At 58.0% G+C, this 22,792-nt stretch carries 20 protein-coding genes; 5 read left to right on the top strand and 15 right to left on the bottom strand.

Going from position 1 to position 22,792, the window contains the following annotated elements; genetic code table 11:
• Positions 1–12 precede the first annotated feature (12 nt).
• The gene (locus tag IEN85_RS12340) at positions 13–381 is read right to left on the bottom strand and encodes a hypothetical protein (RefSeq protein ID WP_191616623.1); all 369 of its coding nucleotides are present in this window, start codon (positions 379–381) and stop codon (positions 13–15) included.
• Positions 382–576: 195 nt separating this feature from the next.
• On the opposite strand from IEN85_RS12340, the gene IEN85_RS12335 reads away from it, so the two are divergent.
• On the top strand, positions 577–876 hold the full coding sequence (locus IEN85_RS12335) for a hypothetical protein (RefSeq protein ID WP_191617391.1): 300 nt from the start codon (positions 577–579) through the stop codon (positions 874–876).
• A 539-nt stretch (positions 877–1,415) separates the two neighbouring features.
• Here IEN85_RS12335 and IEN85_RS12330 read toward each other — a convergent pair.
• From IEN85_RS12330 to IEN85_RS12315, 4 genes are all read right to left on the bottom strand, one after another.
• Entirely contained in the window at positions 1,416–2,612 is a 1,197-nt protein-coding gene (locus IEN85_RS12330; RefSeq protein ID WP_191617390.1) for an immunoglobulin domain-containing protein, read from the bottom strand.
• Between the two features lie 3 nt (positions 2,613–2,615).
• Positions 2,616–3,740, bottom strand: coding sequence for a hypothetical protein (locus IEN85_RS12325; protein ID WP_191617389.1), 1,125 nt, complete (start codon positions 3,738–3,740; stop codon positions 2,616–2,618).
• Positions 3,740–3,973 (bottom strand): hypothetical protein, encoded by a 234-nt coding sequence (locus IEN85_RS12320; protein WP_191617388.1) that lies wholly within the window; start codon positions 3,971–3,973, stop codon positions 3,740–3,742. Before IEN85_RS12320 ends, IEN85_RS12325 begins: the two co-directional genes overlap by 1 nt.
• A gap of 582 nt (positions 3,974–4,555) precedes the next feature.
• Positions 4,556–5,569 (bottom strand): lipase family protein, encoded by a 1,014-nt coding sequence (locus IEN85_RS12315; RefSeq protein WP_191617387.1) that lies wholly within the window; start codon positions 5,567–5,569, stop codon positions 4,556–4,558.
• Between the two features lie 32 nt (positions 5,570–5,601).
• Here IEN85_RS12315 and IEN85_RS12310 point away from each other — a divergent pair, with 32 nt between their 5' ends.
• Positions 5,602–7,242, top strand: a complete 1,641-nt coding sequence (locus IEN85_RS12310) for an acyl-CoA synthetase family protein (RefSeq protein ID WP_191617386.1) — start codon at positions 5,602–5,604, stop codon at positions 7,240–7,242.
• Between the two features lie 273 nt (positions 7,243–7,515).
• Here the strand turns inward: IEN85_RS12310 and IEN85_RS12305 are convergent, their stop codons facing one another.
• From IEN85_RS12305 to IEN85_RS12275, 7 genes are all read right to left on the bottom strand, one after another.
• Entirely contained in the window at positions 7,516–8,280 is a 765-nt protein-coding gene (locus tag IEN85_RS12305) for a class I SAM-dependent methyltransferase (RefSeq protein ID WP_191617385.1), read from the bottom strand.
• 24 nt (positions 8,281–8,304) lie between these two features.
• Positions 8,305–8,790, bottom strand: coding sequence for a hypothetical protein (locus IEN85_RS12300; RefSeq protein WP_191617384.1), 486 nt, complete (start codon positions 8,788–8,790; stop codon positions 8,305–8,307).
• A gap of 48 nt (positions 8,791–8,838) precedes the next feature.
• Positions 8,839–11,400, bottom strand: a complete 2,562-nt coding sequence (locus tag IEN85_RS12295) for a DEAD/DEAH box helicase (RefSeq protein WP_191617383.1) — start codon at positions 11,398–11,400, stop codon at positions 8,839–8,841.
• A 531-nt stretch (positions 11,401–11,931) separates the two neighbouring features.
• The gene (locus tag IEN85_RS12290) at positions 11,932–13,800 is read right to left on the bottom strand and encodes a tetratricopeptide repeat protein (RefSeq protein ID WP_191617382.1); all 1,869 of its coding nucleotides are present in this window, start codon (positions 13,798–13,800) and stop codon (positions 11,932–11,934) included.
• A gap of 51 nt (positions 13,801–13,851) precedes the next feature.
• Positions 13,852–14,784: an archaemetzincin gene (locus tag IEN85_RS12285; RefSeq protein ID WP_191617381.1), complete on the bottom strand. Its 933-nt coding sequence runs from the start codon at positions 14,782–14,784 to the stop codon at positions 13,852–13,854.
• A gap of 93 nt (positions 14,785–14,877) precedes the next feature.
• Entirely contained in the window at positions 14,878–16,056 is a 1,179-nt protein-coding gene (locus IEN85_RS12280; protein ID WP_191617380.1) for a protein-L-isoaspartate O-methyltransferase family protein, read from the bottom strand.
• 148 nt (positions 16,057–16,204) lie between these two features.
• Positions 16,205–17,497, bottom strand: coding sequence for an FAD-dependent oxidoreductase (locus IEN85_RS12275; RefSeq protein ID WP_191617379.1), 1,293 nt, complete (start codon positions 17,495–17,497; stop codon positions 16,205–16,207).
• A gap of 274 nt (positions 17,498–17,771) precedes the next feature.
• Here IEN85_RS12275 and IEN85_RS12270 point away from each other — a divergent pair, with 274 nt between their 5' ends.
• Entirely contained in the window at positions 17,772–18,602 is an 831-nt protein-coding gene (locus IEN85_RS12270) for an ion transporter (protein ID WP_191617378.1), read from the top strand.
• A 47-nt stretch (positions 18,603–18,649) separates the two neighbouring features.
• On the opposite strand, the gene IEN85_RS12265 is transcribed toward IEN85_RS12270, so the two are convergent.
• Genes IEN85_RS12265 through IEN85_RS12255 form a run of 3 tightly spaced genes read right to left on the bottom strand, consistent with a single transcriptional unit; the run spans position 18,650 to position 21,430 of the window.
• Positions 18,650–19,600 (bottom strand): DNA polymerase III subunit gamma/tau, encoded by a 951-nt coding sequence (locus tag IEN85_RS12265; protein ID WP_191617377.1) that lies wholly within the window; start codon positions 19,598–19,600, stop codon positions 18,650–18,652.
• 58 nt (positions 19,601–19,658) lie between these two features.
• Entirely contained in the window at positions 19,659–20,303 is a 645-nt protein-coding gene (gene tmk / locus IEN85_RS12260) for a dTMP kinase (RefSeq protein ID WP_191617376.1), read from the bottom strand.
• Between the two features lie 11 nt (positions 20,304–20,314).
• The gene (locus tag IEN85_RS12255; protein WP_191617375.1) at positions 20,315–21,430 is read right to left on the bottom strand and encodes a PfkB family carbohydrate kinase; all 1,116 of its coding nucleotides are present in this window, start codon (positions 21,428–21,430) and stop codon (positions 20,315–20,317) included.
• A 130-nt stretch (positions 21,431–21,560) separates the two neighbouring features.
• On the opposite strand from IEN85_RS12255, the gene IEN85_RS12250 reads away from it, so the two are divergent.
• Both IEN85_RS12250 and IEN85_RS12245 read left to right on the top strand, forming a co-directional pair.
• Entirely contained in the window at positions 21,561–22,331 is a 771-nt protein-coding gene (locus tag IEN85_RS12250; RefSeq protein WP_224772600.1) for a MotA/TolQ/ExbB proton channel family protein, read from the top strand.
• A 37-nt stretch (positions 22,332–22,368) separates the two neighbouring features.
• Positions 22,369–22,785, top strand: a complete 417-nt coding sequence (locus IEN85_RS12245; RefSeq protein ID WP_191617374.1) for an ExbD/TolR family protein — start codon at positions 22,369–22,371, stop codon at positions 22,783–22,785.
• The last annotated feature ends 7 nt before the right edge of the window (positions 22,786–22,792 follow it).

Raw genomic sequence — 22,792 nt, 5'->3', positions numbered from 1 at the left:
AACGCTGAGGTCTCACGGCGTGCGCTTGCGCACGTTGTGAGCACCGACTTGATATGCTTTATTTTTTACTGCCCAGCAGAAGCTGAAGAGTAAGCTGAAGTAGGTAGTGAAAAGAATAGCTATGACGAAGAATGCTTTTCTGTAACCGTTCGCTTCGAAGAAGCGTCCAGCATCAAAATATGTGAGGATATCCTGAATACCGTCTATACTTTTATCTCCGACGGACACGATCATAATTATTCCCAGCAGCGTCCAAGTCAAAGGAGCACTGATCAAAACCCACTTCATCCAATTCGGTGCTTGCTCTTCCTTTCTGAAAGCCAACGAAACGATGAACCCGATCAAGATGGTGACACCGTAAAACTGTGGATTGCTAATCATTTGTTTTGCATATCAGTAATATTATGCGTCAGATTTGTCGGGTTAATTTTCCGGGGTTATGCGACAAGAATTTAAGCGAAAATGCTTAGATCGGTTGCGTTTGTCAACGACTTAGGCGAAGTTGGTGTCGCATAACTCAAGTGGAGCTGTCCCGAGTTATGCGACAAGGAACCCAACACTAAACCCCGTAACCGTATGACGAATGAACCGGATCAGCCGGAGTGGCTTCGCCGTGCCCGCAAGCTTTGGATAGCTTCAGGCGCGCCCGCAGGATTGGACGAGGCGTGGAGTCCGAAACGGATAAAGCGTTTCCTGAGCTATTTGGAGAAACGAAACGGGGGGCGCTTGCCGTCTGCGCTGCCTAGCTACGCGGTGGCCCGCTCGTTCGAGCGGTTTTTGCGCGAGAATTGGAAGGTGGAGGATTGGCAGGTGGAGCAAGCGGGCAAGGCGGTGGACTGGCTGCTCGACGCAGCGGGTTCGCACGGGGGGAGGTGAGGTGGGGTTGATCCTGCAGCGCGGACGGCGTGGAAGCCGTCCCTCCAGTTGGGGTGGTGAGGTGGTGGAATTGGGGATGGAGACGAGAAGCGTCTCGGGACGAGCCGCGCCACCTTGGGCTTGGCTTGGAACGGATGGAGAGTGTCCGCTGGGACAGCGGCCGCTAGCTCGTTGGGTGGGTTGGCTTTTCGCGACCAAGGTCGCTCCTACAACGCGGACGGCGTGGTGCCGAACGGAGTGACACGTTCAGCCGTCCCTCCAGTTGGGGTGGTGAGGTGGTGGAAATGGGGATGGAGACGAGAAGCGTCTCGGGACGAGCCGCGCCACCTTGGGCTTGGCTTGGAACGGATGGAGAGTGTCCGCTGAGACAGCGGCCGCTAGCTCGTTGGGTGGGGTGGATTTTCGCGACCAAGGTCGCTCCTACAACGCGGACGGCGTGGTGCCGAGACGGAGTGAGACATTCAGCCGTCCCTACAGGGGGAGGTGAGGTGGGGTTGATCTTGCAGCGCGGACGGCGTGGAAGCCGTCCCTCCAGGGGGTCAGGGGGTAGGGATTGCTGCGAGGCGGGCGAGGTAGGTTTTTGCTCCGGAGGGGATGGCTTGGGCAATGAGGGTGTTGCTCCCGAGCGGAAGAGGCTGTGTCGCGTTTCCAGCGGAAGCGGGGTAGGACCAGAAGTGGGCAGCGAGACGGTATCCGATAGTGTCGGAACTGCTCTCGAATTGTATTCGTATAGTGGGGATTTTATCGACTTCGATGACTTCGAGTCTTGCGTTGGGCCTTTGGGAAAAGGAGTTGGGGTGGCTTTGGGCGAGGTATTCGAGGGCGTTGGGGAATCCGTCGCGGTCTGGATCGGCTTCGGGGGCTAGATCGTGGCCCGAGAGACCGGCGTCGCTGAGGAAGTCGGCGAGGGAGCGAACGACTTCAAGCTCCGCTGGGGCGCTTGTGACCTGCCCGCCGGCGTTGCTGACTTGCACAGAGTAGGAGCCGGAGTCGGCTTCGGTGGAGGTGGGGATTTGCAGTTGGGCGTTTGTTTCGTTGGCGATAGGGCTGCCGTCTTTGGACCATTGGTAGCTTAGGTCTTGTCCAATCGCTGACACTGACAAGGTGAGAGTGGAACCGGTGCCGATGCGAGCGGGTTGGGGATTGGCCTCGATGAAGGGCGGCTCTACCTGGGGCGCTGCTTGCACGGAGTCGATCGCGTTGCGGAATTCGGTGATAGGATGGGTGGTGTCCCCGTATCCTAATCTGGAATACACGAGTTCCCATTGCTGGTGGCTGGAAGCGTTCGCGGTACCGTTGATGATGGCGAAGATGGGTTGGCCGCCCGGTTGAAAGCGGTTGGCGAGGCTGGCGTCGAAATCGTTGAGCACGAGCTCCATGCCGAATCGGTTGATGAACTGTTGGCTCAGGGGCTCGTTGCCGCCTTCCAGGTTGATGCCTACGTGCATGACGGGCACGCCATGGGCATTTCCGTTGCGTGACTTATAGTAGTCGACGATGCCCGTCTCGACTTGTTCGGCAGCCGCTTGGCAAAAGGGGCACCAGTAGGCGAACCACTCGAGGAAAACGATTTTGCCCTCGAAGTCGGCTAGGCTGACGGGCAGATTGGTGGCTCGGTTGACGAGACTGAAGTTTTCGACGAGATCACCCTCTCGATAGCGCTGGGCGGTGAGGCCTTGGCTCAGGGCGAGCATGAGCAGGGCGAGGCGGCAGAATGGGTAGGCGTTTCGCTTCATTGGCTAGAATCGTTTGCCGAGGGCGACTTGCAGGGTGAGCCAATCTGCGTCGACATAGAGATTTCTGAAAAAGTCGACGTTGACGTTTGTATCCACGAATTGGGAACGCGAGTGCAGGAGCGATACCTTGGCTGACCATTTTTCGGCAAGGTAGCGAAATCCGATTCCCACGGAGTCGTTGTCGAGTTCGGGAGCTGCGGTGGTGAACAGCAGCGCGTTTTCGATCTCGCCGCTGTCTTGGTAGCTTCGCCCTTGGAGGTAGATCGCGAAGCTGTCGCTGGCGTGGAACTCGATCGTGCTTTCGATGAAGTGGGCGTCGAATTGCGGGTTTTCGGTGGATCCTCCGAGCTTGTTGCGCCAGATCCAACGGTCCCTTAGGGCGGCGTTGAGCGCGATTTCAGCGGCGTATCGGGGGCTGCGGGCGGAGGTTTCGGTGGCGGTGAGAGCGATCCGAGATCGCAGGCGTGGCGTGAGAACGTTTTCTGTCACCAAACTGAGGGAGGTGGTGGCGAGCACCAGTTCGCCGCGGCGGATGCCGTCGAAGTCGATCTCGTAGCCTGGCGAAACGTTGTCTTGTATTCGCGAAACGCTTACGCTGGCGACAGCGTTGGCAGGCAGGTATTCCCACTTCAGGCCTGTGGTCACGCTCGCAGCGGAAGGCTGAACGTCTTGGTACAGCTCATGTCCCGGAACGCCTTCCAGGGGCTCGAAGTGTTGGTCGAAGTAGGTGTCGAGCCAGACGGAGCGATAGTTGGAGAAGCCGTCGCGGTAAGCGATTCCGAAGTCGAGAGTGAGCTTGTCGACGACTGCCTTGCTGGCGATTAGATTGGCGGAGCGAGCCTGTTCCCTGAGCTGAGCGGCTTGGCCCAGCAGGTCGAAGGATACCGGCTGGAAGTCGATGTCGTATTCGCTGAGCGAGAAGGTGCCTTGCAGTTCCCAGTCGCCCAGGGCGTGCTCGGCCCTGAGGGTAAGCAGCTCGACGGCGAACAATTCGCTGTCGAGCGATTCGAGCGAGGTTTCGACGCTGTCGAATGCGCGGCTCGGCGTTGCGAAGACGATGGCGGCGACGCAGCCGATTCCGCAAAGGAGCCGGGCTGGGGACGGAAGCGGGGCGAGAGCGTGTTTCATTAGCGGCAGGCTGAGCAGCCGGATGCCTGGGCGCCGCCCGAGGTTTGGGAGCCGGGCTCGATTTGGGCGGTGAGCTTGGTTTGCGAGTCTTCGACCAGCGAGTCGGAGAAGGTCATGCCCGGCTTGGAAAGGTGCTGTTGCTGGTAGGCGGGCACGGTCTGGCAACCGGCGACTAGGAGTCCGGCGCTGAGGGCAAGCAGCGCGAGCAGGGGCGGAAGCAAGGGGTTTCGCATACCGCAAAGAGGGGGAAGGGACCGCGAATATTCCCGATTTTTTGGGGGTCATCACCATTTGCGGGGAGACGCTCTCGAACGTAGGGTTGACGCTCGCGCCACGCCGCAATGCAGGATACTCCAAAGTGGGGACCTGCGGCACGTCGTGAGTGTTTAGCCCTACAGGTAATAAAGCGAATCCTCTGCGTATGGGATGAACCGATTTTTGGGGGGATGCGGTCGATTTAGTGGAATGGGAATTTCCTAGCTTGCAGTTGGGCTCGAGGGGGACTCCGGTGAAGCGGACCGGGTGGCACCGAGGCTGGAAGCCGACACATTCACCGGTCCTTTCCGGTGAGTGCGACCATATAGGGACTACCTTCGTGTCGTCCGCGCTGCAGGAGTGATTTCTAATGCGACCGCGGTTGCCACTGTATTTGGTGATGACTGATAACGTTGCTGAGAACGATTCAGGGCGGTCTCTGGTGCGGTGTAAGCTTTTTGTGTTACATCTTGTGGGAAGCGACCTTGCGTCGCGATGGGAGACCGGTTGATCGCGAGGTTTTCAATGGAAGGTCTTACACGGTAGAGTCTGCTTCGGCCCTACTTTTCGTCAGCCAGCTCGATGAGGATTTCGGCGTAGAGCCGCGGCGAGTGGTCGACGAAGTAGTCCGAGGGAATGGCGGAGAAGTCCTTTTGCAGCCAGTGTTCGGTGACGAGGCGCTTCATGAACTTCTTGTGGCCGCGAAAGCGTTCTTTGAAAGCTTTGCTGCCGGTTGGATCAACGATTAGGCTGCGATCGGCAGTCAGGAAATAGGTCGGGCCGAGGTGTTCGTAGAAAGGGGGAGTGGGTAAGCGAGGCACGATGTCGTTGTTGTTCACTACGCGGAAAAGCGGCAGCTTGTCCTCCCAGTGGGCTGCTAGTTTGCGGCCCATGGTGCGGGGAGCTCCGACGGTGTAAACGGCGTCTACCTGATCTGGGTTTTGCAAGGCGAACAAGGTTGCGAGGGCTCCGCCGAGACTGTGTCCGGTCAGCCAAACCGTTTTCTGGGGCGCGGCTTCGGATCGAGCGCCGAGGGTGTCGAGCAGGTCAGGGGCGACTTGGGCGAGGGCTTCCACGAAACCGGAGTGGGCGGTGCCGTGCTCGGAAAAGGCAGTCTGGTTGAACTTTGAATCGGTTAGGTAATCTGCTCGATCGCCGGACTCGGTGCCGCGGAAGGTGATGACGATGTGCGCTTCGCTTTCGCTGAGAAAGGCGAAGGTGCCCTCCGTGTCGAATATTTCAGTTTGCCCGAAGCCTGCCTCCTGCAGCGTGTCGGTGATGAACTCCGGTTCCTTGACGTAGATAAGCAAGCTGCATTGCGCGAGGAATGCTGCGTTTTGCAGGGAAAAGCTTGAAGGATCGTCGGAGGTGAGCTGCGAGCCTTGGGCGAAATAGAGAAAGGTTTTGTTGGGGGCGAAGAGGGCGGCGTGAGAAAGAGCCTGGTCGGAGGCCCGTGGCTGTGGGGTGAACAGGAAGAGGGCGATGCAGCAAGCCAGCCCTGCAAAGGCCTTCCTGGCGGATCTTCGCGGAGGGTTCTGGGCGGTTTTTCGGAATAAGGCGGCGGCGTGGCGCATCTATTGCAGGGAGTGGCGCGAATTATAGGTTAATGCAATTTGCTAAGAATCTGATAGATCCGAAGAAAGGGGAAGCCAAGATTGGTTCCGCGGGGTGGACCTCTCGTTCGAGCGAAGACATCGCGGCCGACGGCTATGATTTGATCGAGCGGTTCGAGTCGGTCGCGGCTTTCAGGGCCGAGGATCCGGCGATGTACCTGAGGGACCCGCGTACCAAGCGCGGCGAGGCGTCGCGCTACCTGTCGCTTGCGTTTTCTGATCTGAGACTGGAGCGCGATGCGTGGGTGAAACGCTTTCGCTCCCTCGGGGTGAGTTCCGAGGATCGGGTTCTATTGTGGCTTCCGTGCGGCTTGGCCAAGGTCGCGGCGGCACATGCTCTGCTGAAAATGGGAGCGGAGCTTGGGCTCGCGGACGAGGCTCTCGAACTGCCGGCAAACTACGAAGGCTGGAATCCAACAGTGGCTGTCGTCTCCAGCGTCGCCTTGGGAGCGTGCCGGAGAGCCTTCGGCAGCCAATGCGAAATTTTGGAAGTGAGGAGCCCTTTGCTGCGGCTCGCGTCGGCGGTCAAAAGCAGCCAAATGGCGAGCGATTCCGCAAGTCCGCTTCGCTCGTCGGTTTGCTGTTTCAGCAAGAGTCGTCGCGGCGAGGTGGAGAGGGTGCGTTTTGAGCCAAGGCAGATTGGCTTGCTGTTGCGAACTTACGAATCCGCTTTTCGTATTGGATCGGAGGATACGGAGATCGCTACGGATGCGCTTTCGTGTGTGCTCTTTCCGAGTTTGGGAGTCTGCACGGCAGTCGTTGACGCCGGGTTTGGCACGCTAGAGGGAGATTGTTGGGCAGGCGTCGCTTCCGCTGTGGAGGAGTTGGGAGTCTCCCGATTGAGAGATGACGTGGAGGGCTGGATGCGTTTCCTGCAGGCGTGCGAGTCGCGAGAGATGCGATTCGCGTCCGTGAAGCAGGTCTTCGTGGAAACGGATACGAGCTTGCGGCAGTCGTTATGTAGCCGTTTGCGAGCGGCGTTTCCGAGGGCTGAATTCTATTCTTTGTTTGGCGTCTCGGCCGCTCCGGTGGCGGCCGTTCGCCCGTGGCCCGAGAGCGGGTCGGCCAGCGAAAAGGGCGAGGTCGGCTATGCCATGGGGCCGCTGCAAGCCGGGCTCGAGGCTCGCGTGACGGAGTGGGGGAACGGCAGCGCTGGGGACCGTTGCGAAGTGAAGCACGGCTGCGTGGGAGAGTTGCGTCTGCAGGGACCGGCAGTGGGGCAGCTTGCGGGAAAGACGGACGAACCGCTGCTGGCGTTTCGCGACGAGGCCGGGGCGCTCCGCTTGTGCGGACGCAGTTCGGAGGTGGTCAGGACGTCTTTCGGTCGCTACATTCCGGCTCGTTGCGAGCCCGTTTTCGAGCGTCACGAAAAGGTGGAAATGGCTAAGCTGGTTTCCTTGAATGCCAAGGCGGGCATTCGGCCGGGGATCGTGATCGCGGTGAAGGAAGGCGAGTTGCCTCGAGGCAAATTGGCCGAGTCGAAATTCAAGGCTGAATTGCTGCAGCTCGGAGCCGAGTTGGAGGATACGAAGCTGGTCCTCGACTTCTTTTTCGTGGAGCGAATACCGAATCTGCCGCGTGAGTCCTTGTCCCGACGCTATTCGACTTTGGCCAAGTTGAAGTCGCTTTTCTGAAGGTCATCGACAATTTGCGGGCAGACGCTCTCGAGCGTAGGGCTGGCGCTCGCGCCACGCCGCAATGCAGGATACTTAAGTAGGGATCTGCGGCACGTCGCCTTTCGGCTTAGCTCAAGCTCTACGACAAGCGACGGCCCTACGGGTAAACAGCAAATCCACTGCTTTTGTTGGCGAACCTTTTTGAAGCGGGGTGCTCTGCTTGGAATCGCGTGACAAGAACGCTCCCACGTGGGGCTGTTGTGGGGGGGGCGGAATTTACGCGGGTGTTTCCTAGCGTCGCACGGCGCGGACGAGCCAGTCCCACGAGTCTGCGTCTCTAGAATTTGAATACTCGATTTTGAGCATTTCTTGCACGTCGAACTGGTGTTCGCCGAGCAGGTATTCGATCTCGTCTTGGAAATAGTGTTTGGTCGGCAATCCGTCCAGGCGATGAATCCCTTGTTGCAGGTCTTGGGAGCTTGCCCGGGAAGATTGGCCTTGGGCCAAGGCTTCTTCGCAGCTGTGCCCTTGGTCGATCAGGTTGTCGACGCGTTGGATGAGATCCATTTGCACGGACTCTAGCGAGGGGAGCACAAGCAGGAGGGTGCCGCCGCTCACGACTTGGTTGGTCACGCAGCGCCAAGCCCGCAGGCGTTCGTCGAGCGATGGCATGATGAGTACGTTGACGCAGAGGGCGAAGTCGACGGGCTCGAAGGGCATGGGGTCTTCGCTGAGGTCGAGACGGTGCGAGCTTACGTTTTCGTAGGAGGCGCAACGTTGGCGGGTGGCTTGAACCCCTGTGGAGGCGAGGTCGCAGGCGACCACCGTCTTGAACAAGCGAGCGAGGGTGGGCGTGAATTGGCCGACTCCGCAACCGAGGTCCGCCGCGGTGGCGCCGGGATGCTTTTGAGCGAAAGCCTCGATGCTGCGGGCGACCAAGTGTTGCTTGTCGTTCTCGAAAACGCTGAGAACTTGATTGCTGTAGTCGCCTGATACCTGCTCCCAATGATCGCGGTTGATGACGGGTGGATGGGATGGTTGCGGGGTGTCAGGCATCAAGTTGTATTGGAAAAGGCAATTTTATAGACCGTATTTGTTTCGGAGCTTTTGGTGCAGCTCTTGGTCTTCCAGCTCGGCCTCGGTGATTTCGAGAGCATCGACCTCTGGCATGATCAGCTCGAAGAGGCGAGGCTCGATTTCTCCTTCCCGAATTCTGCCTACCGGTTTGGGGCGAGGGTCGGAGGGGATGAAAACTTGCCAGGTGAATTCGTGCTCTTTGCTGAGCAGGGTTAGCATCTCGAGCAAGGTGAGGGTGTCGACGGCTCCCATCAAGACGTCGTCGCGGTAGTCGACTTTGCTCGCTTGCCCGTCAGCCTTGGTCAGGTAGCGGTGCATCAGCTTGGTGCTGCCGCTGAGCAGGTTAGGATTTCGCTCATCGGCGGCGAGCTGGAAAGGCTGGTTCCACCAAGTGTGTTCTTGGGAGAGTTCGGCTGCTTCTTCGATCAAAGCGGCGACGTAGTCGTCTTCGAATTCCTCGAGCGTTGTATAGGAAAGTGCGGGAAGCATGGGAGAAAGGGTGAGTTGTGAATGTGGAAGGGTGAAGGGCGAGGAGGCTCAGGAGATGGGCTTGAGGCTTACGAGCTTGAAGATTACTTTTTCCGCTGCTTTGGAGGCGGGCACATCGACCTCAGCGGTGAGGGCCCAGTCGTTCAGCTCTTCGGGGTCGATCAGCATTTGCTCGACCGTCCAGCTTTGGCGGTCATCGGAAATCGTGATGTGGGTGTGCTCCTTGTTGCGGGCGGCAGGATCAAGGCGTATCCAGGATCTGGATTCGTAGTAGGAAGTCATGCGGTTTTCCAGTTCGACGTCCATCCACTTGGGCGTCTCGTCGTGCGTTTCGCTAAAGAGCGGGGCGAGGTCGTAGCTGTCCTCGAGCTCCTTGTATTGGCCGGCGGCGAGGAGGCTGATAAAGCTGAAGAGTTCGTTGCGGATGAGCCGAGTGAATGAGGAGCGGTCGCGCGTGATATCGGAGGCTCTCTCGGTGTCGGGAAGCGAGTCTGCGTCGAGCGTGCTGGCTTGGTATTCTGGATTGCGCATGAGCTCCCATTCGTCGATGAGGCTGGAGTCGACGTGGCGGAGCAGGTGCTCGAAGTAGATGATCATCTCGTCGACCTGATCGTCGCGGAACCCTTCCGGAATGGTGTTTTCGAGAACGCGATAGACGTTGGTGATGTGACGCAGCACCAGGCCTTCGGCTCGCTGCAGGCCGTAGAGCTTGATGTAGTCGGAAAAGCTGCTGTAGCGCTCGAACATTTCGCGAGCGATGGACTTGGGCTTGATGTTTTCGGACCCAACCCAGGGGTGCTTGCGAGCGAATTCGTTGAAGGTCTCGTAGATGAAGTCGGCTTCCGGCTTGGGGTATTCCATCGACTCCAGTTTTTCGATACGCTCGTCGTATTCGATGCCGTCCGCTTTCATCTCGGCCATCTTTTCGGTCTTTAGCTTGTCGAGTTGCTTGCGCAGGATGACGTCCGGGTTTTCGAGAATCGACTCCGCCAGGCTCAATAGCTTCAGCGCGTACTCGGGGTCCTTGGGATCGAGCAGGGCTAGGGTGTCGACGCAGTAGAGGGATAGGGTTTGGTTGAGCGAGAAGTCGTCCTGCAGCTCGACGTTGAGGGTGAGCTTTTGTCCGCTGCTGCCGGGAGGGGCGATTTCGATGATCTCGCGCTCCACGAGGGCTCGGAAAAGCTGGAAGGCTTTCTTGCGGAGGGCAGGCTTGGTTCCGGGAAGGTTGTGCGAGTCGTTGATGAGCTTGCGCATGGCCCGGCAGCCGTCGCCCTCGCGGCTGAGCACGTTGAGCAGCATGCCGTGCGACACGGCGAAGCGAGATTCGAGCGGCTCGGCGGGAGCTTTCTGAAGCTTGTCGTAAGTTTCCTCGTCCCACTGCACGAAGCCTTTGGCGGGCGGTTTCTTTTTGACCAGCTTCTTCTTTTTCTTGGCGTCGTTCCCGGCTCTGGCTTCGGCTCGCTTGTTCTCGATGACGTGCTCGGGGGCGAGCGCGACGACGTATCCATGATCGTCATACCCTTTGCGCCCGGCTCTTCCTGAAATTTGGTGGAAGTCGCGAGCGGAGAGGATGGAGGTCTTGCGCCCCCCGTACTTGCAAAGCTGGGTGAAGAGGACGGTGCGGATGGGGACGTTGACGCCGACGCCGAGAGTGTCGGTGCCGCAGATGAACTTGAGCAGTCCTTTCTGGGCGAATTTTTCCACGAGGACGCGGTACTTGGGCAGGAGTCCGGCGTGGTGGAGACCGATGCCGTTGAGGAGGCACTTCTTGATTTCCTTGCCAAAGGGGCTGGTAAATTCGACGCCTTTGAGCTCCTCTTTGATCAACTCCTTTTCCTCCTTGCTGCAGGCGTTGTAGCTGAGCAAGTTTTGCGCGGTGTCGGAGGCGGCCCGTTGGGTGAAGTGCACGATGTAGCAGGGAAGCTTGTTTTGCTCCCGCAGCTTGTCGAGGGCCTCCACCATGGGTATTTCGAGGTAGGAAAATTCGAGAGGGACCGGTCGTTGTTTGCTGGATACAGTGACGCACTCCACTCCGGTCAGGTCCTCTAGGCCGCGCGAGAAGAAAGCGGTTTCTCCAAGGGTGGCCGAGATGAGCAGGAATTTGGATTGGGGCAGGGTGAGGAGCGGAACTTGCCAGGCGACGCCGCGCTCGTGGTCCGAGTAATAGTGGAACTCGTCCATGATGACGTCGTGCACCTTAGCCTTCTCGCCGTCGCGCAAGGCGATGTTGGATAGGATTTCGGCGGTGCAGCAAAGGATGGGGGCGTTGCGGTTGACGGAGGCGTCTCCGGTCATCATGCCCACGTTTTCCGGTCCGAAGTCGCGGCAAAGGGCGAGGAACTTCTCGTTGACCAAGGCTTTGATGGGGCAGGTGTAGACGGAGCGGCGTCCGAGCGAGGCCGAGTAGAAGTGCATGGCGGCCGCGACGAGCGACTTGCCGGAACCGGTCGGGGTGTTGAGGATGACGTGCTTGCCCGCGAAGATCTCGAGGATGGCCTCCTCCTGGGCCGGGTAGAGCTCGATGCCTTTCTCGGCAGTGTAGTCGAGAAATCGTTCCAAAAGGGCATCTGGATCTTTAGTGTCGGTGGCTGGCTCGAGGGGAAAGGTCAAAGGAAGGAATGATTTTACGATAGTGACGCGCGGATCGGCAGTCAGGTCATTGGTTTGAAAGGGCCGCAGCTTGAAGAGTCATGGCGGAAAGTGAAGGGGGAAATTCCGCGTTGACGCAGCTAGCTCGATCGCCGGCAGGAGCGTTCGCGGAGCGCGGATCGAATATGCTGCTTCTCCGAGCGATGCGCAGGCTTGCAGCTTGCTGCAGACCGCAGCGCAAACCGGTTTTCAGCGCGACGCGGTCTGGACCAAGTTCCAAGCTTACAAAAGCTCGAGTTATCGGATCTAAGCTGAGCGTCTCTCGATCTTGAGTTTTGCGGGCCGCAGACCATTCAGGTAGCGGTCTTTGGGGGGATCACCATTTTTTTGGGGAGAGATCCTATTGTGGGAAGTGCCCTTGTGGCACGATCGATCTTGCCCAATCGCGGCACGAGGCCGCTTCCCACAGTTGGACCGAATGCATAGCCAGCAATTTCCACTGCTTTTGGAGATGAACCTTTATTTTGGGGGCTTCACCAGAAGTAGAGGAAACTAGTTTCTCGTGAACGCTTGGTAAGCCGCGTCGACGAAGCCCTGCGTTTTGTCTATTTCATCGGAAAGATTGTCTGAAAATATGGATACGATAGCTTGGTGCCCCAGTTTTTCCATGCAGTAAAGAAAACGGCCGAGGAGCTCCTCTCTATTTAAGGTGGGATGCTTTAGGATCGGCGCCGCTTTCCAATAGAGGTATGCAGCCAGACCGTGTTGTTCGAGCAGCAGGGCGTTGTCGGCGTACTTGTAGTAACGCTCTTCCAAGCTAAGGTTCTTGGATCCGAGATCTCGCAATTCCATGCGGAGCAGCATCTGGGTTATTTCGCGGCTGCCGGAGTAGTTTCCACCAATCATGAACAATGGGTCGAGGGACTGGATCTTTTGGGAAAGGCTGCGGGACTTGTCGCTAAGGCTGTCTTCCAAGAATGTTGGAGAGCTGAGCGCAATTTCCCAATTAGCCCAGACGGACTTCGGAAAAACGTCGGTGACCGTTTTATAGATGCGGATAGCTGCTTCCTTGTTTCCTTGGTCGTGTTGTTGTATTCCAGATTGGATACGTTGAGCTTGCAGCTCGTAGAATTCGTCTAGTTCGCTCGTGAGCATTTGCATCGAATGGGTCCCAAAATTCTCGGTTAGCCCCTCTCCGAAGGTAAAAGGGGATAGCGAGGTCGTAATTCGCCTCGCCTTGTCGAGTTCTCCGGATCGGAGGTAGAGGGATACGAGGATGGAATCGATCAATTGGTTGTCAGGTGGCATTTGCAGAAGAGCGGTCCAGAAGCTCGGATTTTGGTAGGTCAAAGACTCGACGTTATGGCTTGAGCGCATGTCGATATCCAGCAGGCCTTGACCGTAGCGTCTCACAGCGTGGCAACAGTCTTCGTCCGGCTTTTCGCTCGCAATCTTGATCGCTTTTCGCAGCACCTCGGAGCGGGCGGATTCGATGAGCCTGAGGTAAGTCGTTTTGAAGTCCCGTTGCCTCCTCTGGCCTGCAATCTCGTTTTTGCGAAGGTCTCCAAATTCCAATGACTTTCGGTAAAATACCTCAGCGTGCTGAATGGAGTCTTCGTACTCGTAGATGGTGCCGAGCTCAAAGAAGAGGCTCGAGACGATGGGATTGGGAGCTCTGACGAACACGAGGCGTTCGCTGAGCTGCACCAGTATCGCGTCCCGGGTGCGGGCACGATTTTTGTTGTCGGACCAGTCCAATTCCAATGCCGAAACGTAGTGGGTATCTAGCCAGCGGGAATTTTTACCGAGAGCAATTTTGGCGTCGAGAATTGCGCTGTGTATCCATTCGGAACCTTGGTGGGATGCTGGGTTTCGCTTTTGTCCCTCGGCGATCCACTTTTTGGCCTGCTTCAGGTTGCCGCTCAATTCGTAGGCGGTGCCCAGGTTGGTTGCGGTCTGATATTGGTTTGGGTAGAGTCGTTCCTGTTTTTTTAGCGTTTGGATCGCTCCTTTGTATTCGCCGGTGAATATGAGGGCGGAGGCGTATTCGTTCATGACGGAGAATTTGGGCTCTTTTTCGGTGGCGTCCCTCTGGAGCGTCTCTGCTCGCAACTGCCAGTAGTTTGGATTGCGTTTCAAGCTTTCCGCCAACTCCTCGAAATTGGAATCAATCGAGAAATTCGAGGGGTCAACGTCCCCGATGCTTGTTGTTTCCGCATCCGGAACGGAGAGTTTCAGCTCTGCTTTCAATGCTGGCAGATCGATTGGAGTATCCGAATGGTTGGGAGGGCTCAATTCCTCCAGCAGTTGGTGCATGTGTCTATCGGCGAGCAGCTCCGCGTAGCGTGGATCGCCGGGATTGATGCAGGAGAAGAGGGATTGGGCCAAGAGTAGCGCCAGCGGAACGAGCGTTTTTTTCATTGGGGTTTGGGGATGATTTAGCGGGGCTGGGAGCTTTCGATTTTTTGGAGATTACTGGAGGGCTGCTTTCAGGAGTTGCTCTACGCGGCTGCGGGCGAAGTCGGCAGCGTCGGTGAATTCGAGCGATTGGTAGGTCTTCTTGAGTTTGGTGTAGCGCATGATGTGGTCGGGCTGGGTGGCTTCATGAAGCTTGCGCAAGCAGACGGGGCAGAGGTGCATGGGCGAGCGGTCGGTTTCGCTCAGGTTGTTCGATCCATTCATGAGGCAGTGGTAGTAGGTGCAGTGCATCATCCCATACATGTGGCCGATTTCATGGGTCATCACTTTTAGGGCCCGTTGTAAATAGAGCGTGCCGTCTTTGTCGCGGTCGCCGTAGCGAGCGAAGCTAAAAACGCCTACGCTTTTTTGCAGGTTCGCCATGCCGAATACGAAGTTCCAGGACTCGTCAGGATAGAGGTCAGTTTCGCTGAAAGCGATAATCGCGTAGGCGTCCTTGGGTTTGTTCAAGTCGAGAACGGTAAGAATATCCTTTGCGTTGAGCTGAGGCTCGGAGGTGAAGGCGTTGACGCGGCTGCGGATACGGTTGGGGTCGACGCGAAGGGAGTCCATGAGCCGGACCTCGGTATTGAAGAAGTCGCTACAGTAGTTCGCGAGAAGCTCTTTGTCTGCGTCGCTGATGCTCTCTTCTCCGATGGGTTGAAGGTATAGGTAGGGGCGGTCCTTGTCCGGTACGTTGAAGTTTCCCGCCTTGAACTGAGGGAAGGTTTGCCCGCGTTCGCGATGCGATGCGAGCCAGTCGTTGCTACCCGGCGCGGGGATAGGGGCGATATCAACTGTATCGAGAAAGAGGGTACGGAGCTCCGAAGGAATCGATTCGATATTACCGAGCGCTTCGACGCATTTTAGATTACTCGGCGGGATGAATTCCGAAGCTTCGGCCAAGGCCAGGAAGGAGGAGCAAAACAAGAGGGGTAAGCGTTTCATCACAATAAGACTACATCTGTAGTCTTTGCTGTCAAGCGGGCTGGATCGATTAGGGATGGGGGATGATCGGTTGTGGGGTTGTTCTCCTTTTTCCTAGAGGCTCCAGAGAAGTGTCGTTTCGCCCCGTTTCACGAGCCATTGATCGTTGTTGGGGGCCAGTGTGGCGGCGCTCGCGTGGAAAGAAAGCTTGAGATCCTCGATTTCGGGGCAGCCCGCTTTTTGCCAGCGCTTCGCGGCCCGGCGTACTTGGATGAGGCAATCTTCTTCTCCGTAGACGAGCAGTCTATCCTCGTTGAAGATGACGAGACTTTTTCCCGACGGATCGAGGACTCCCCAGAACTCTTCGTCGAAGTCCTGTCCGTGGTTCGGCAGCAAGTAGGTGTGCTGGCAGTCGTAAACCAGTTTTAGAAATTCGAGGAATTGGGGGATGGAAGGGGCGGGAATCTTGATGGAGTCCCAAGTTAACTCGCTCGCGAGGGCCAGGCCGGTTTCGGAAATAGGGCGAGGCGATTGCTCGGGGATGGTTTGTGACCCGGTCACGGGGACGAAGCTGCAGGGGAAGTGTAGGTCGCTCGTGAATACGCCTGATTCCGTTTTTTTAAGGAGGCAGAGCAAGTCGTAGTGCGGTTGGGCCTTCAGTACGAAAAGCAATAGTCCATCGTCCTTGATCTGCGAAAAGAAGCAGGAAGGAAGTTCCCAGGCGCTCGCTGTGAATACGCCGCGGTCGAAGGGCTCGGAGGTTTCGGCGCTAAGGCTGGCGTCGCCGGCGCAAAAGTCCACTTGGGAAAGGCCCATGGCAGCGAGGCTTGATTGAGCTGCTGCTACAAGCTCCTCGATGATTTCGATGCTTTTGACGTATCCAGAATCGCCGACCAAACGGCCCATGAGGGCCGCATTCCATCCGCTGCCGCCACCGAGTTCTATGATGCGGTGACCTTGCTCCAGCTCGAGCAGGTCGAGCATGTAGAGCACGAGGGAAGGTTGGGAGACGGTCGAGAGGGAGCGGCCGTTAGCGTCGCGATAGATGCAAAGCGGGTGGTCGGAATAGATTTCGGCGATATGCTCTTTGATCGGCGCTTTCGAGAGGTCGATCCATTCGCGCTTTTGGGAGGAGTAGAACTTGGGGGCGAAGCTGTGGCGCGGCGTTTTGAGAAAGGCGCGGCGGATGGCCTTAGGGATGCGGCCGCGTTCGAAGAATCGCTCTGCTGAGAAGAGCAGGTTGGCTTGGTGTTCGGCTACGAGTTGCGCTTCTGGCTCGCTAAGATCTTTCACGCCGGAGGACGCTAGGCAGGGTGGCAATGTTGGCGACCAAAAAGGAATCGCTCCTCATAGAACGCGGCGTGATTATCAGTACTGAAAATCGCGCCGCGAGGCCGCTTCCTGCCGAGAAGCGGCTTTCGGGAAACTCAGTGGGCGTTCGCTAGGCCAAGACGTGGTGGTCCTTGGCGCTTTTGACCTCGAGTCGCAGTTGTCGGGCGAGTTCGTCGAGCGACTCCGCAGAGGCGGGCATCGCCCGGAGGATACGGGCCCGGTTGTTTGCGACCCAAGGATCGGCGGATACGCCGGGGCGGGTGGTCGCGTCGAGGTTCACCAAGCGCTTCCAATTTTGCGCCATCTGTTCGCCAAGCTCGTCGAGCTTTCGCTGGCGAAGTCGCGGTTCGCTCTCCTTCGTTTCCAGCAGGACGCGAGCGAGGCTTTCCGCCTCCTGCATGCCGAGATTGAGGCTAAGGTTGCCGAGGGGCGCGAAGGTGCGAGCGGAGTCGCCCAGGAAGAAGACGTTCCCGGCGCGAGGCGTGGGCAAGTAGCGCTTCTTGAAGGGCACGGCGGCTCGGTAGCGCAGTTTGTTCACGTATCCAACATTCCAGGGCACGCGTTCTTTGACGAGTTGGTGGAAATGCTCTTCGTCGAGATAGTCGGGGAGGTTTGCGGCGTCCTGCAGGAAGGAGCGTTCCTTTTCGCGATTGCGGGACGGTAAGGTGAGCCCCTTGTACTGGAATTGGAGTCGAGCGATGCCGTCCTCTATCGGTTGCTGGGCGGTTGCCAGTCCTTCCTTGATGCTCAAGAAGCAGGTGTGGCTAGGGTCGCGGTCTGTCTCGAATTCGAAGGATACGAAGAACTGGTCTTCGCCCAGCGGCTGGCTTTCGAGTCCAGCTAGCCGATGGAGGATGGAATTGTAGCCATCTGCGGCGACGAGGGTCTTGGCTTGGAGGTGTATCGACTTTACGATTACACGTTCCATATGCGAGATCGCATAGCCGGTGCCGCGGTCCGAGTAGCGGTCGGCGGTGATTTGTACGGCGCCATCCTCAGGCTCGTATTCGGAAACGCGATGGTTCCAGAGAATGTGCATGCCTGCTTCGTTGAGTTCGTCCTCCAAGATGGCCTCCAACTCGGATTGCGGAATGCTGAGGGCGAAGGGGAAACCGTGCGGATGAAGGTTTAGGTGCACGGATTGGCGATGGCAGACGTCGTCGTAAATAGATACCTGATGGATGGCGTATCCGGAGGCGACGACCCGATCGGCGATGCCGAAGCGTTGCAGCAGCACGAGGGTCTCGGGGTGCAGGATGGTGGCGTTGCTGCTGGTGCAGGTGCGCGGGGCGGAATCGACGATCATGACGTCATCGCCTCCATCCGCTAGTGCCAAGGCGGCAAGCATGCCGCACGGACCTGCTCCGACCACGAGTGTTTCTACGCTTTTCTTGCCAAACATGATACCCCCTCTTTCTGCTTAAGAGTTCTCGTTTTTCGGCTGTCCCGAATGCTCGCGGGGAAGGCCCCAGGCGGGTTGCTTCGGGGTAGTCGCTGCATCGTCTGATGCGCGTATAAGTTAATCTGAATCTGCCCAAAGGGCAAGCGAGGCGAGGAGATGGTGGCCCGAAAATTGCGCTTTCTAATAGCTTAGATTAAAGACGCGCCCTGAGGCTTGTAGCGACTGATGCAATCAAGGTTTGTCGCTTGGTAAAAAAGCGCTTTGCATTGGGGGTATGCCGGAACCAGAGGAAACGCCTGAACATTGGTCCAAATTTCGCGAACGCTGTCGATTGATTATCTTTCACTCGACGCGGCCGGCGGAGAAGCTTTTCGACGTATTGCTGATTCTGGCGATTATTGTGAGCGTCATCACCGTAATGCTGGCCAGCGTAGAGTTGATACGGGCGGAATACGGTGGTCTGATTTACGCTGTGGAGTGGGTGTTTACCGGGCTCTTCACCCTAGAGTATTTTGTTCGCATCTATGTATCGAAAAAGCCCTTACGCTATATCTTCAGCTTTTTCGGTTTGGTGGACTTGCTGTCGATTTTACCGACTTACGTGGACCTTTTCCTGCCGGGCGCCCATTACCTGATGCTGTTCCGCGCCTTGCGCGTGCTGCGGATTTTCCGGGTCTTGAAGATGGTGCAGTTCGTGGGGGAGGCGAACCAGCTCTACGCTGCGATCAAGGCGAGCTTGCGCAAGATCATCGTTTTCGTGATGGCGGTGGTGACGATGGTGCTGATTCTCGGTTCGATCATGTATTTGATCGAGGGGCCGGAACACGGTTTCACTAGCATCCCCAAGAGCGTTTACTGGGCGATTGTCACCTTGACGACGGTGGGCTACGGCGACATCTCGCCGCAAACTCCCTTGGGGCAAATGTTCGCGTCCCTGATCATGATCACGGGCTACGGGGTGATCGCGGTTCCCACCGGGATTGTGACCGCGGAGCTGACCTTGGCGACGACGACGGAGAAGAACGAGCGGCGCTGCGAAACCTGTGGGGAGACCGGGCACAAGTACACGGCGAAGTATTGCCGGAATTGCGGCGAGCGGTTGTAGGGAAAGAGCGTCTTCGGAGAAGCCGCGCCACCTTTGCACGCTTTGGGTCAGGAGGCTTTAGCCGTCCAGATGCGGAGGGTGCGCAGGAGGTAGGACTCGAGCACGGCCTCGGTCTTCATGTTGAGGCGAAGCAGGTTAGTGGAGTTTTCGAGGGCTTCCACGGACTCGATGAACTTTTGCGGGACCGTGGTATCGTCGAAGAGCTTCTTGCGGGCGAGGACCTCGGTGGCGTTCTCCATCGCGGCCAGAAAATCCTGACGTATGGAAATGCTGATACGGGACTCGAGGGCGATTCGCTCGTCGTCCTTCATGTCTTCGGGCAAATTCTTGGACTGGTCTTTCCAGGCTGCCTTGCCGAGTTCGCCGATGATGGCGCTGAATCGTTCGACGAGGGAATAGGCTCCGATGATGAAGTGGGGTATGCTTTGCTTGCCTCCGGGGCCGCCGGTCAACAGGTCTTCCAGCCACTTTTTGTAGGCTTCGAGCCAAGCTTGGGCGCTGGGGTCGTCGAAAGTGTGGGCCGCGGTGGGAAGGCGGAAGAGTTGGCAGCGGCTGCGGATCGTAGCCAGCAAGGAGTGGGGGCGGGTGGTGAGCAGCAGGATCGTGGTGTTCAGCGGCGGCTCTTCCAGTGTTTTGAGGAAGGCGTTGGCGGCGCTGGTGTTGAAGCGGTCGACTTCGAAAACGATAGCGACTTTACGCTCGCCCGCTTGCGGGGAATGCTGGATCTGGCGAATGGCTTCGCGGGTGTCGTCCACCGAAATGACGCGGGACTTCTTGGAAGGGCGCAGGGTGAAGACGTCCGGATGGCGAAAGAGCTTTTCCTCCAGCTCGTCGCCGTAGGCCTGCACGCCGAGTAGCCGGGCGGAGAGCTCGGTGGCGAAGCGTTCGACCACGGACAGGTTTTGCCCGTGGATGAGCAGGGCGTGGGCGAGCCGGTTTTCGGCCATGGCCCGGTTGATGAGAGCTTGTGGATCTGTGGGCGCGGTGGCTTCGGTCACTGTCGGCGGAGGAAAAGCGGGTGGAGGATCGCGGCGCAAGGCCGCTTCCCACGCGATTCTAGAGGTTCTCGAGGGCGGTTTTGAGGATTTCCTCTTGGTTGATTTCGAGAGGGCGGGTTCCGTCGACGACATGGAATCGCTCTGGCATGGAGCCTGCCAGCAAGAGGTATCCGTCGCGTACCTTTTTGTAGAACTCGCTGTTTTCTTCCTCCATACGGTCCGGAATGTCGGTGGCGCGGCGCTTGACGCGACGCATGGATTCCTCGTGCGGCACGTCGAGGATGAAGGTGAGGTCGGGAGTGACCGGGCCCACGGCGAACTGGTTGATGAAGGAAACCGGGTCGGTCGCGATGCTGCGAGCGGCGCCTTGGTAGACGGTGGTGGAGTCCAGGAAGCGGTCGCAGATGACGACGCAGCCCTTTTCGAGCGAAGGCAGGATGAGCTCGCGAACGAGCTGGGCGCGAGCGGCCCCGAAGAGGAGCAGCTCGGTTTCGGGAGTCATGCCTTTGCCCGCGGCGCTGTGGATGAGCAAATGGCGGATCTCCTCTCCGATCGCGGTGCCACCCGGCTCGCGGGTGACCACGACTTCGTGGCCCATGCCGAGGAGCTCCTCTGCGAGGAGCTCGATTTGGGTGGACTTGCCGCTGCCTTCTGGGCCTTCGAAGGTAAAGAACGTGCCGGGATAGGAAATCTTCTTGCTCATAAGCGATGGGACTACTTCCACTCGCGAAGGAATGTCTCGATGTTGTCAAGATTTGGACTGACGGCGGTGCGCACGTAGTAGCCGGAGAAGCAGACGCCGACGGTGAGGCAGGCTTCGGGAGAGAGCCCGAGCTGCTGTCCCGTCATGAAGCCGGCGTTGAAGTGGTCTCCGGCGCCGGTGGTGATCTTCGGCTTTTGCACGTACGGCCCCTCGACGCACCATTCGCCGTCCTTGGTGGCGCAAGCGGCGCGTTCCTTCGGGTGAACGACGACCATCTTGAGGTCGAGCTCGCGGCGGATCTTGGCGGCCATGCGCTTGAGCGAATCCGCGTCGTCGCCAGATTCGTCGATGTGGAAGGCTTCGCTGACCTGCTGGCCCTCGGCGAGGTTGAGGCCGAGCACGGCGTTGCCGTGATTCTGGAATTTGGAGATGACCTTGAGCGCGGAAACGAGGTCGGAGGTGGAGCGTTTCTCCGGATCGGCCAGGTCGAAGAAGAAGGAGCGTCCGCCGTCAAGCGGGGGGAGATTGGGCAGCGCTTTGGAGAGCAGGTCCTCGAAGATCTGCGTCATGTTGGGGATCATGGTCCAGTTGACCAAGGAGATGAGGGAGCTGCGCGAGAGCTCGTCCAGCAGGGCGCCTTCGCCCATGGCTTCCACGATGGCGTCGTAGGTGATGTCTTCGAGGTACTTGGTGATGCCCATCATGATCTTGCCGTCGGTGAACTCGACCGCGTTGGTGAGCCCTGGGTCGGAGATGGAGACGGTGTTGGTCTTTTCCGCGAACTCTTGGAAGACGGGATGGACGTTTGGCTTGCCCAGCGAGCCGATATAGCGGAGGGGGAATCCGGCGGCCACAAGAGCGTTGGCCATGATGGGGCCGTTGCCGCCGAGCTTTTCCATGCGGGGGAACATCTCGATGTTGGCGCTCTTGCCGGCGGCCGCGCTGATGCGGGAGCCGAAGTCGGAAATGGTTTCCAGGCGGGTGAAGTTTTCCCCGGCGCCGTTTCGCTTGTCGACGAGATGGAGGATTGTATCCACAAATCCATCCAGTCCGACCACGACGCGCTTGCCCGCCTGGTTGTTGCGATTTTCCGATAGTTCCTGAAGAGCTCTTTGACGGTAGTCCATAAATTAGAGGGGGTAGAGAAAGCGCTGAAGTAAGCGTCGGGCGGCGGGTAGCGCAATAGAATTTGTTTGTGTAGGCTGGATGTAAAAGCCTGAGGGATGGCAGCTATTTTACGGAGCGGTTGAAAATTTGTTGAACGTATTGCTCCGCTTGCGTTCAAAGGGGTGTCGGAATGCCTCCGGCTCGTCCCTTTTCGTCTACAACAAATTCATCACCGCCGTGCTTCTAGCCCAATCCGCGAGCCTCTTCACTTATTTCAGCCAGAGTAACCTGGCAGGTAAATTCATCATCATAGCCTTGGCCTTCTTCAGCGTCTGCGCTTGGGCCGTGATGATCGGGAAGTATTGGGAGCTGAAAAAGTTCCGTCTGCTCAACCTTGGATTCGAGCATAACCTGCACCGGCAGACCTCCATCCTCAACCCGCCCGCCAGCTTCAAGGCTCCGCGCCAAGTGCCTTACGCCGCTCTCTATCTCGACGCGGTGGATGCCTATCACCGCATCCAAGCGAAGAACGGCGAGTCCGACGAGCAGCTGCGCTCGGCTCGGGTGGAGCATGTGGAGAACGCCTTGCAGCGGGCCTTGGCGAACAAGACGCTAAGCTACGAGTCGAGCATGGTTTTCCTCGCAACCATCGTTTCCGGCGCCCCGTTTTTCGGCCTGCTCGGTACGGTTTGGGGCGTGATGGACGCCTTTGGCTCCATGGGGCTGCAGTCGAACGCGACCCTGCAAAACCTCGCTCCGGGCGTTTCGGGAGCCTTGCTCACCACGGTTGCCGGTTTGTGCGTGGCGATCCCGTCGGTATTTGGATACAACTATCTTTTGTCGCGTACCAAGATTTTGGTTACGGAGCTGGAGAACTTCGCCAGCGCCTTGGCCGACGTGATCGAGCTGGAGAGCCGTTAAGGGCATTTCGAACGGTAAAGAGTGAAACGGATTTCTGATGGCACGCTCCTTTCATAGAAAACGCTCGCTGGAGCCCAACTCCGAGCTGAACGTGACGGCTTTGATCGACTTGGGCTTCGCCCTGTTGATCATCTTCATGATCAGCACGCCGCTCATCGAGAAGGAGCAAGTCATGGAAGTGGACCTGCCGGTTTCGGGGCAGAGCAGCGAGAAGGCGCAACCGAAGTCGGTGGACATCACGGTATTGAAAGATGGATACCGGGTGGACGGAAACCTGATGGGCGAGCCTGAGCTGGAGCGGGAGCTGGCGGGATTTGCCACCATGAGCAAAGCCCCGGTTATCAGCATTCGCGGGGACGCGGAGACGCCGTACCAGCGCATCATGAACTTGATGGACTTGCTCAAAGAGTACGAGCTCGGCAAGATTCACTTCGTCACGAAGGAGAAGGAATAGGGTAGCA

It is taken from the genome of Pelagicoccus enzymogenes (assembly GCF_014803405.1).
GTDB lineage: Bacteria > Verrucomicrobiota > Verrucomicrobiia > Opitutales > Opitutaceae > Pelagicoccus > Pelagicoccus enzymogenes.
This window is presented reverse-complemented; position numbering and strand designations above follow the sequence as displayed.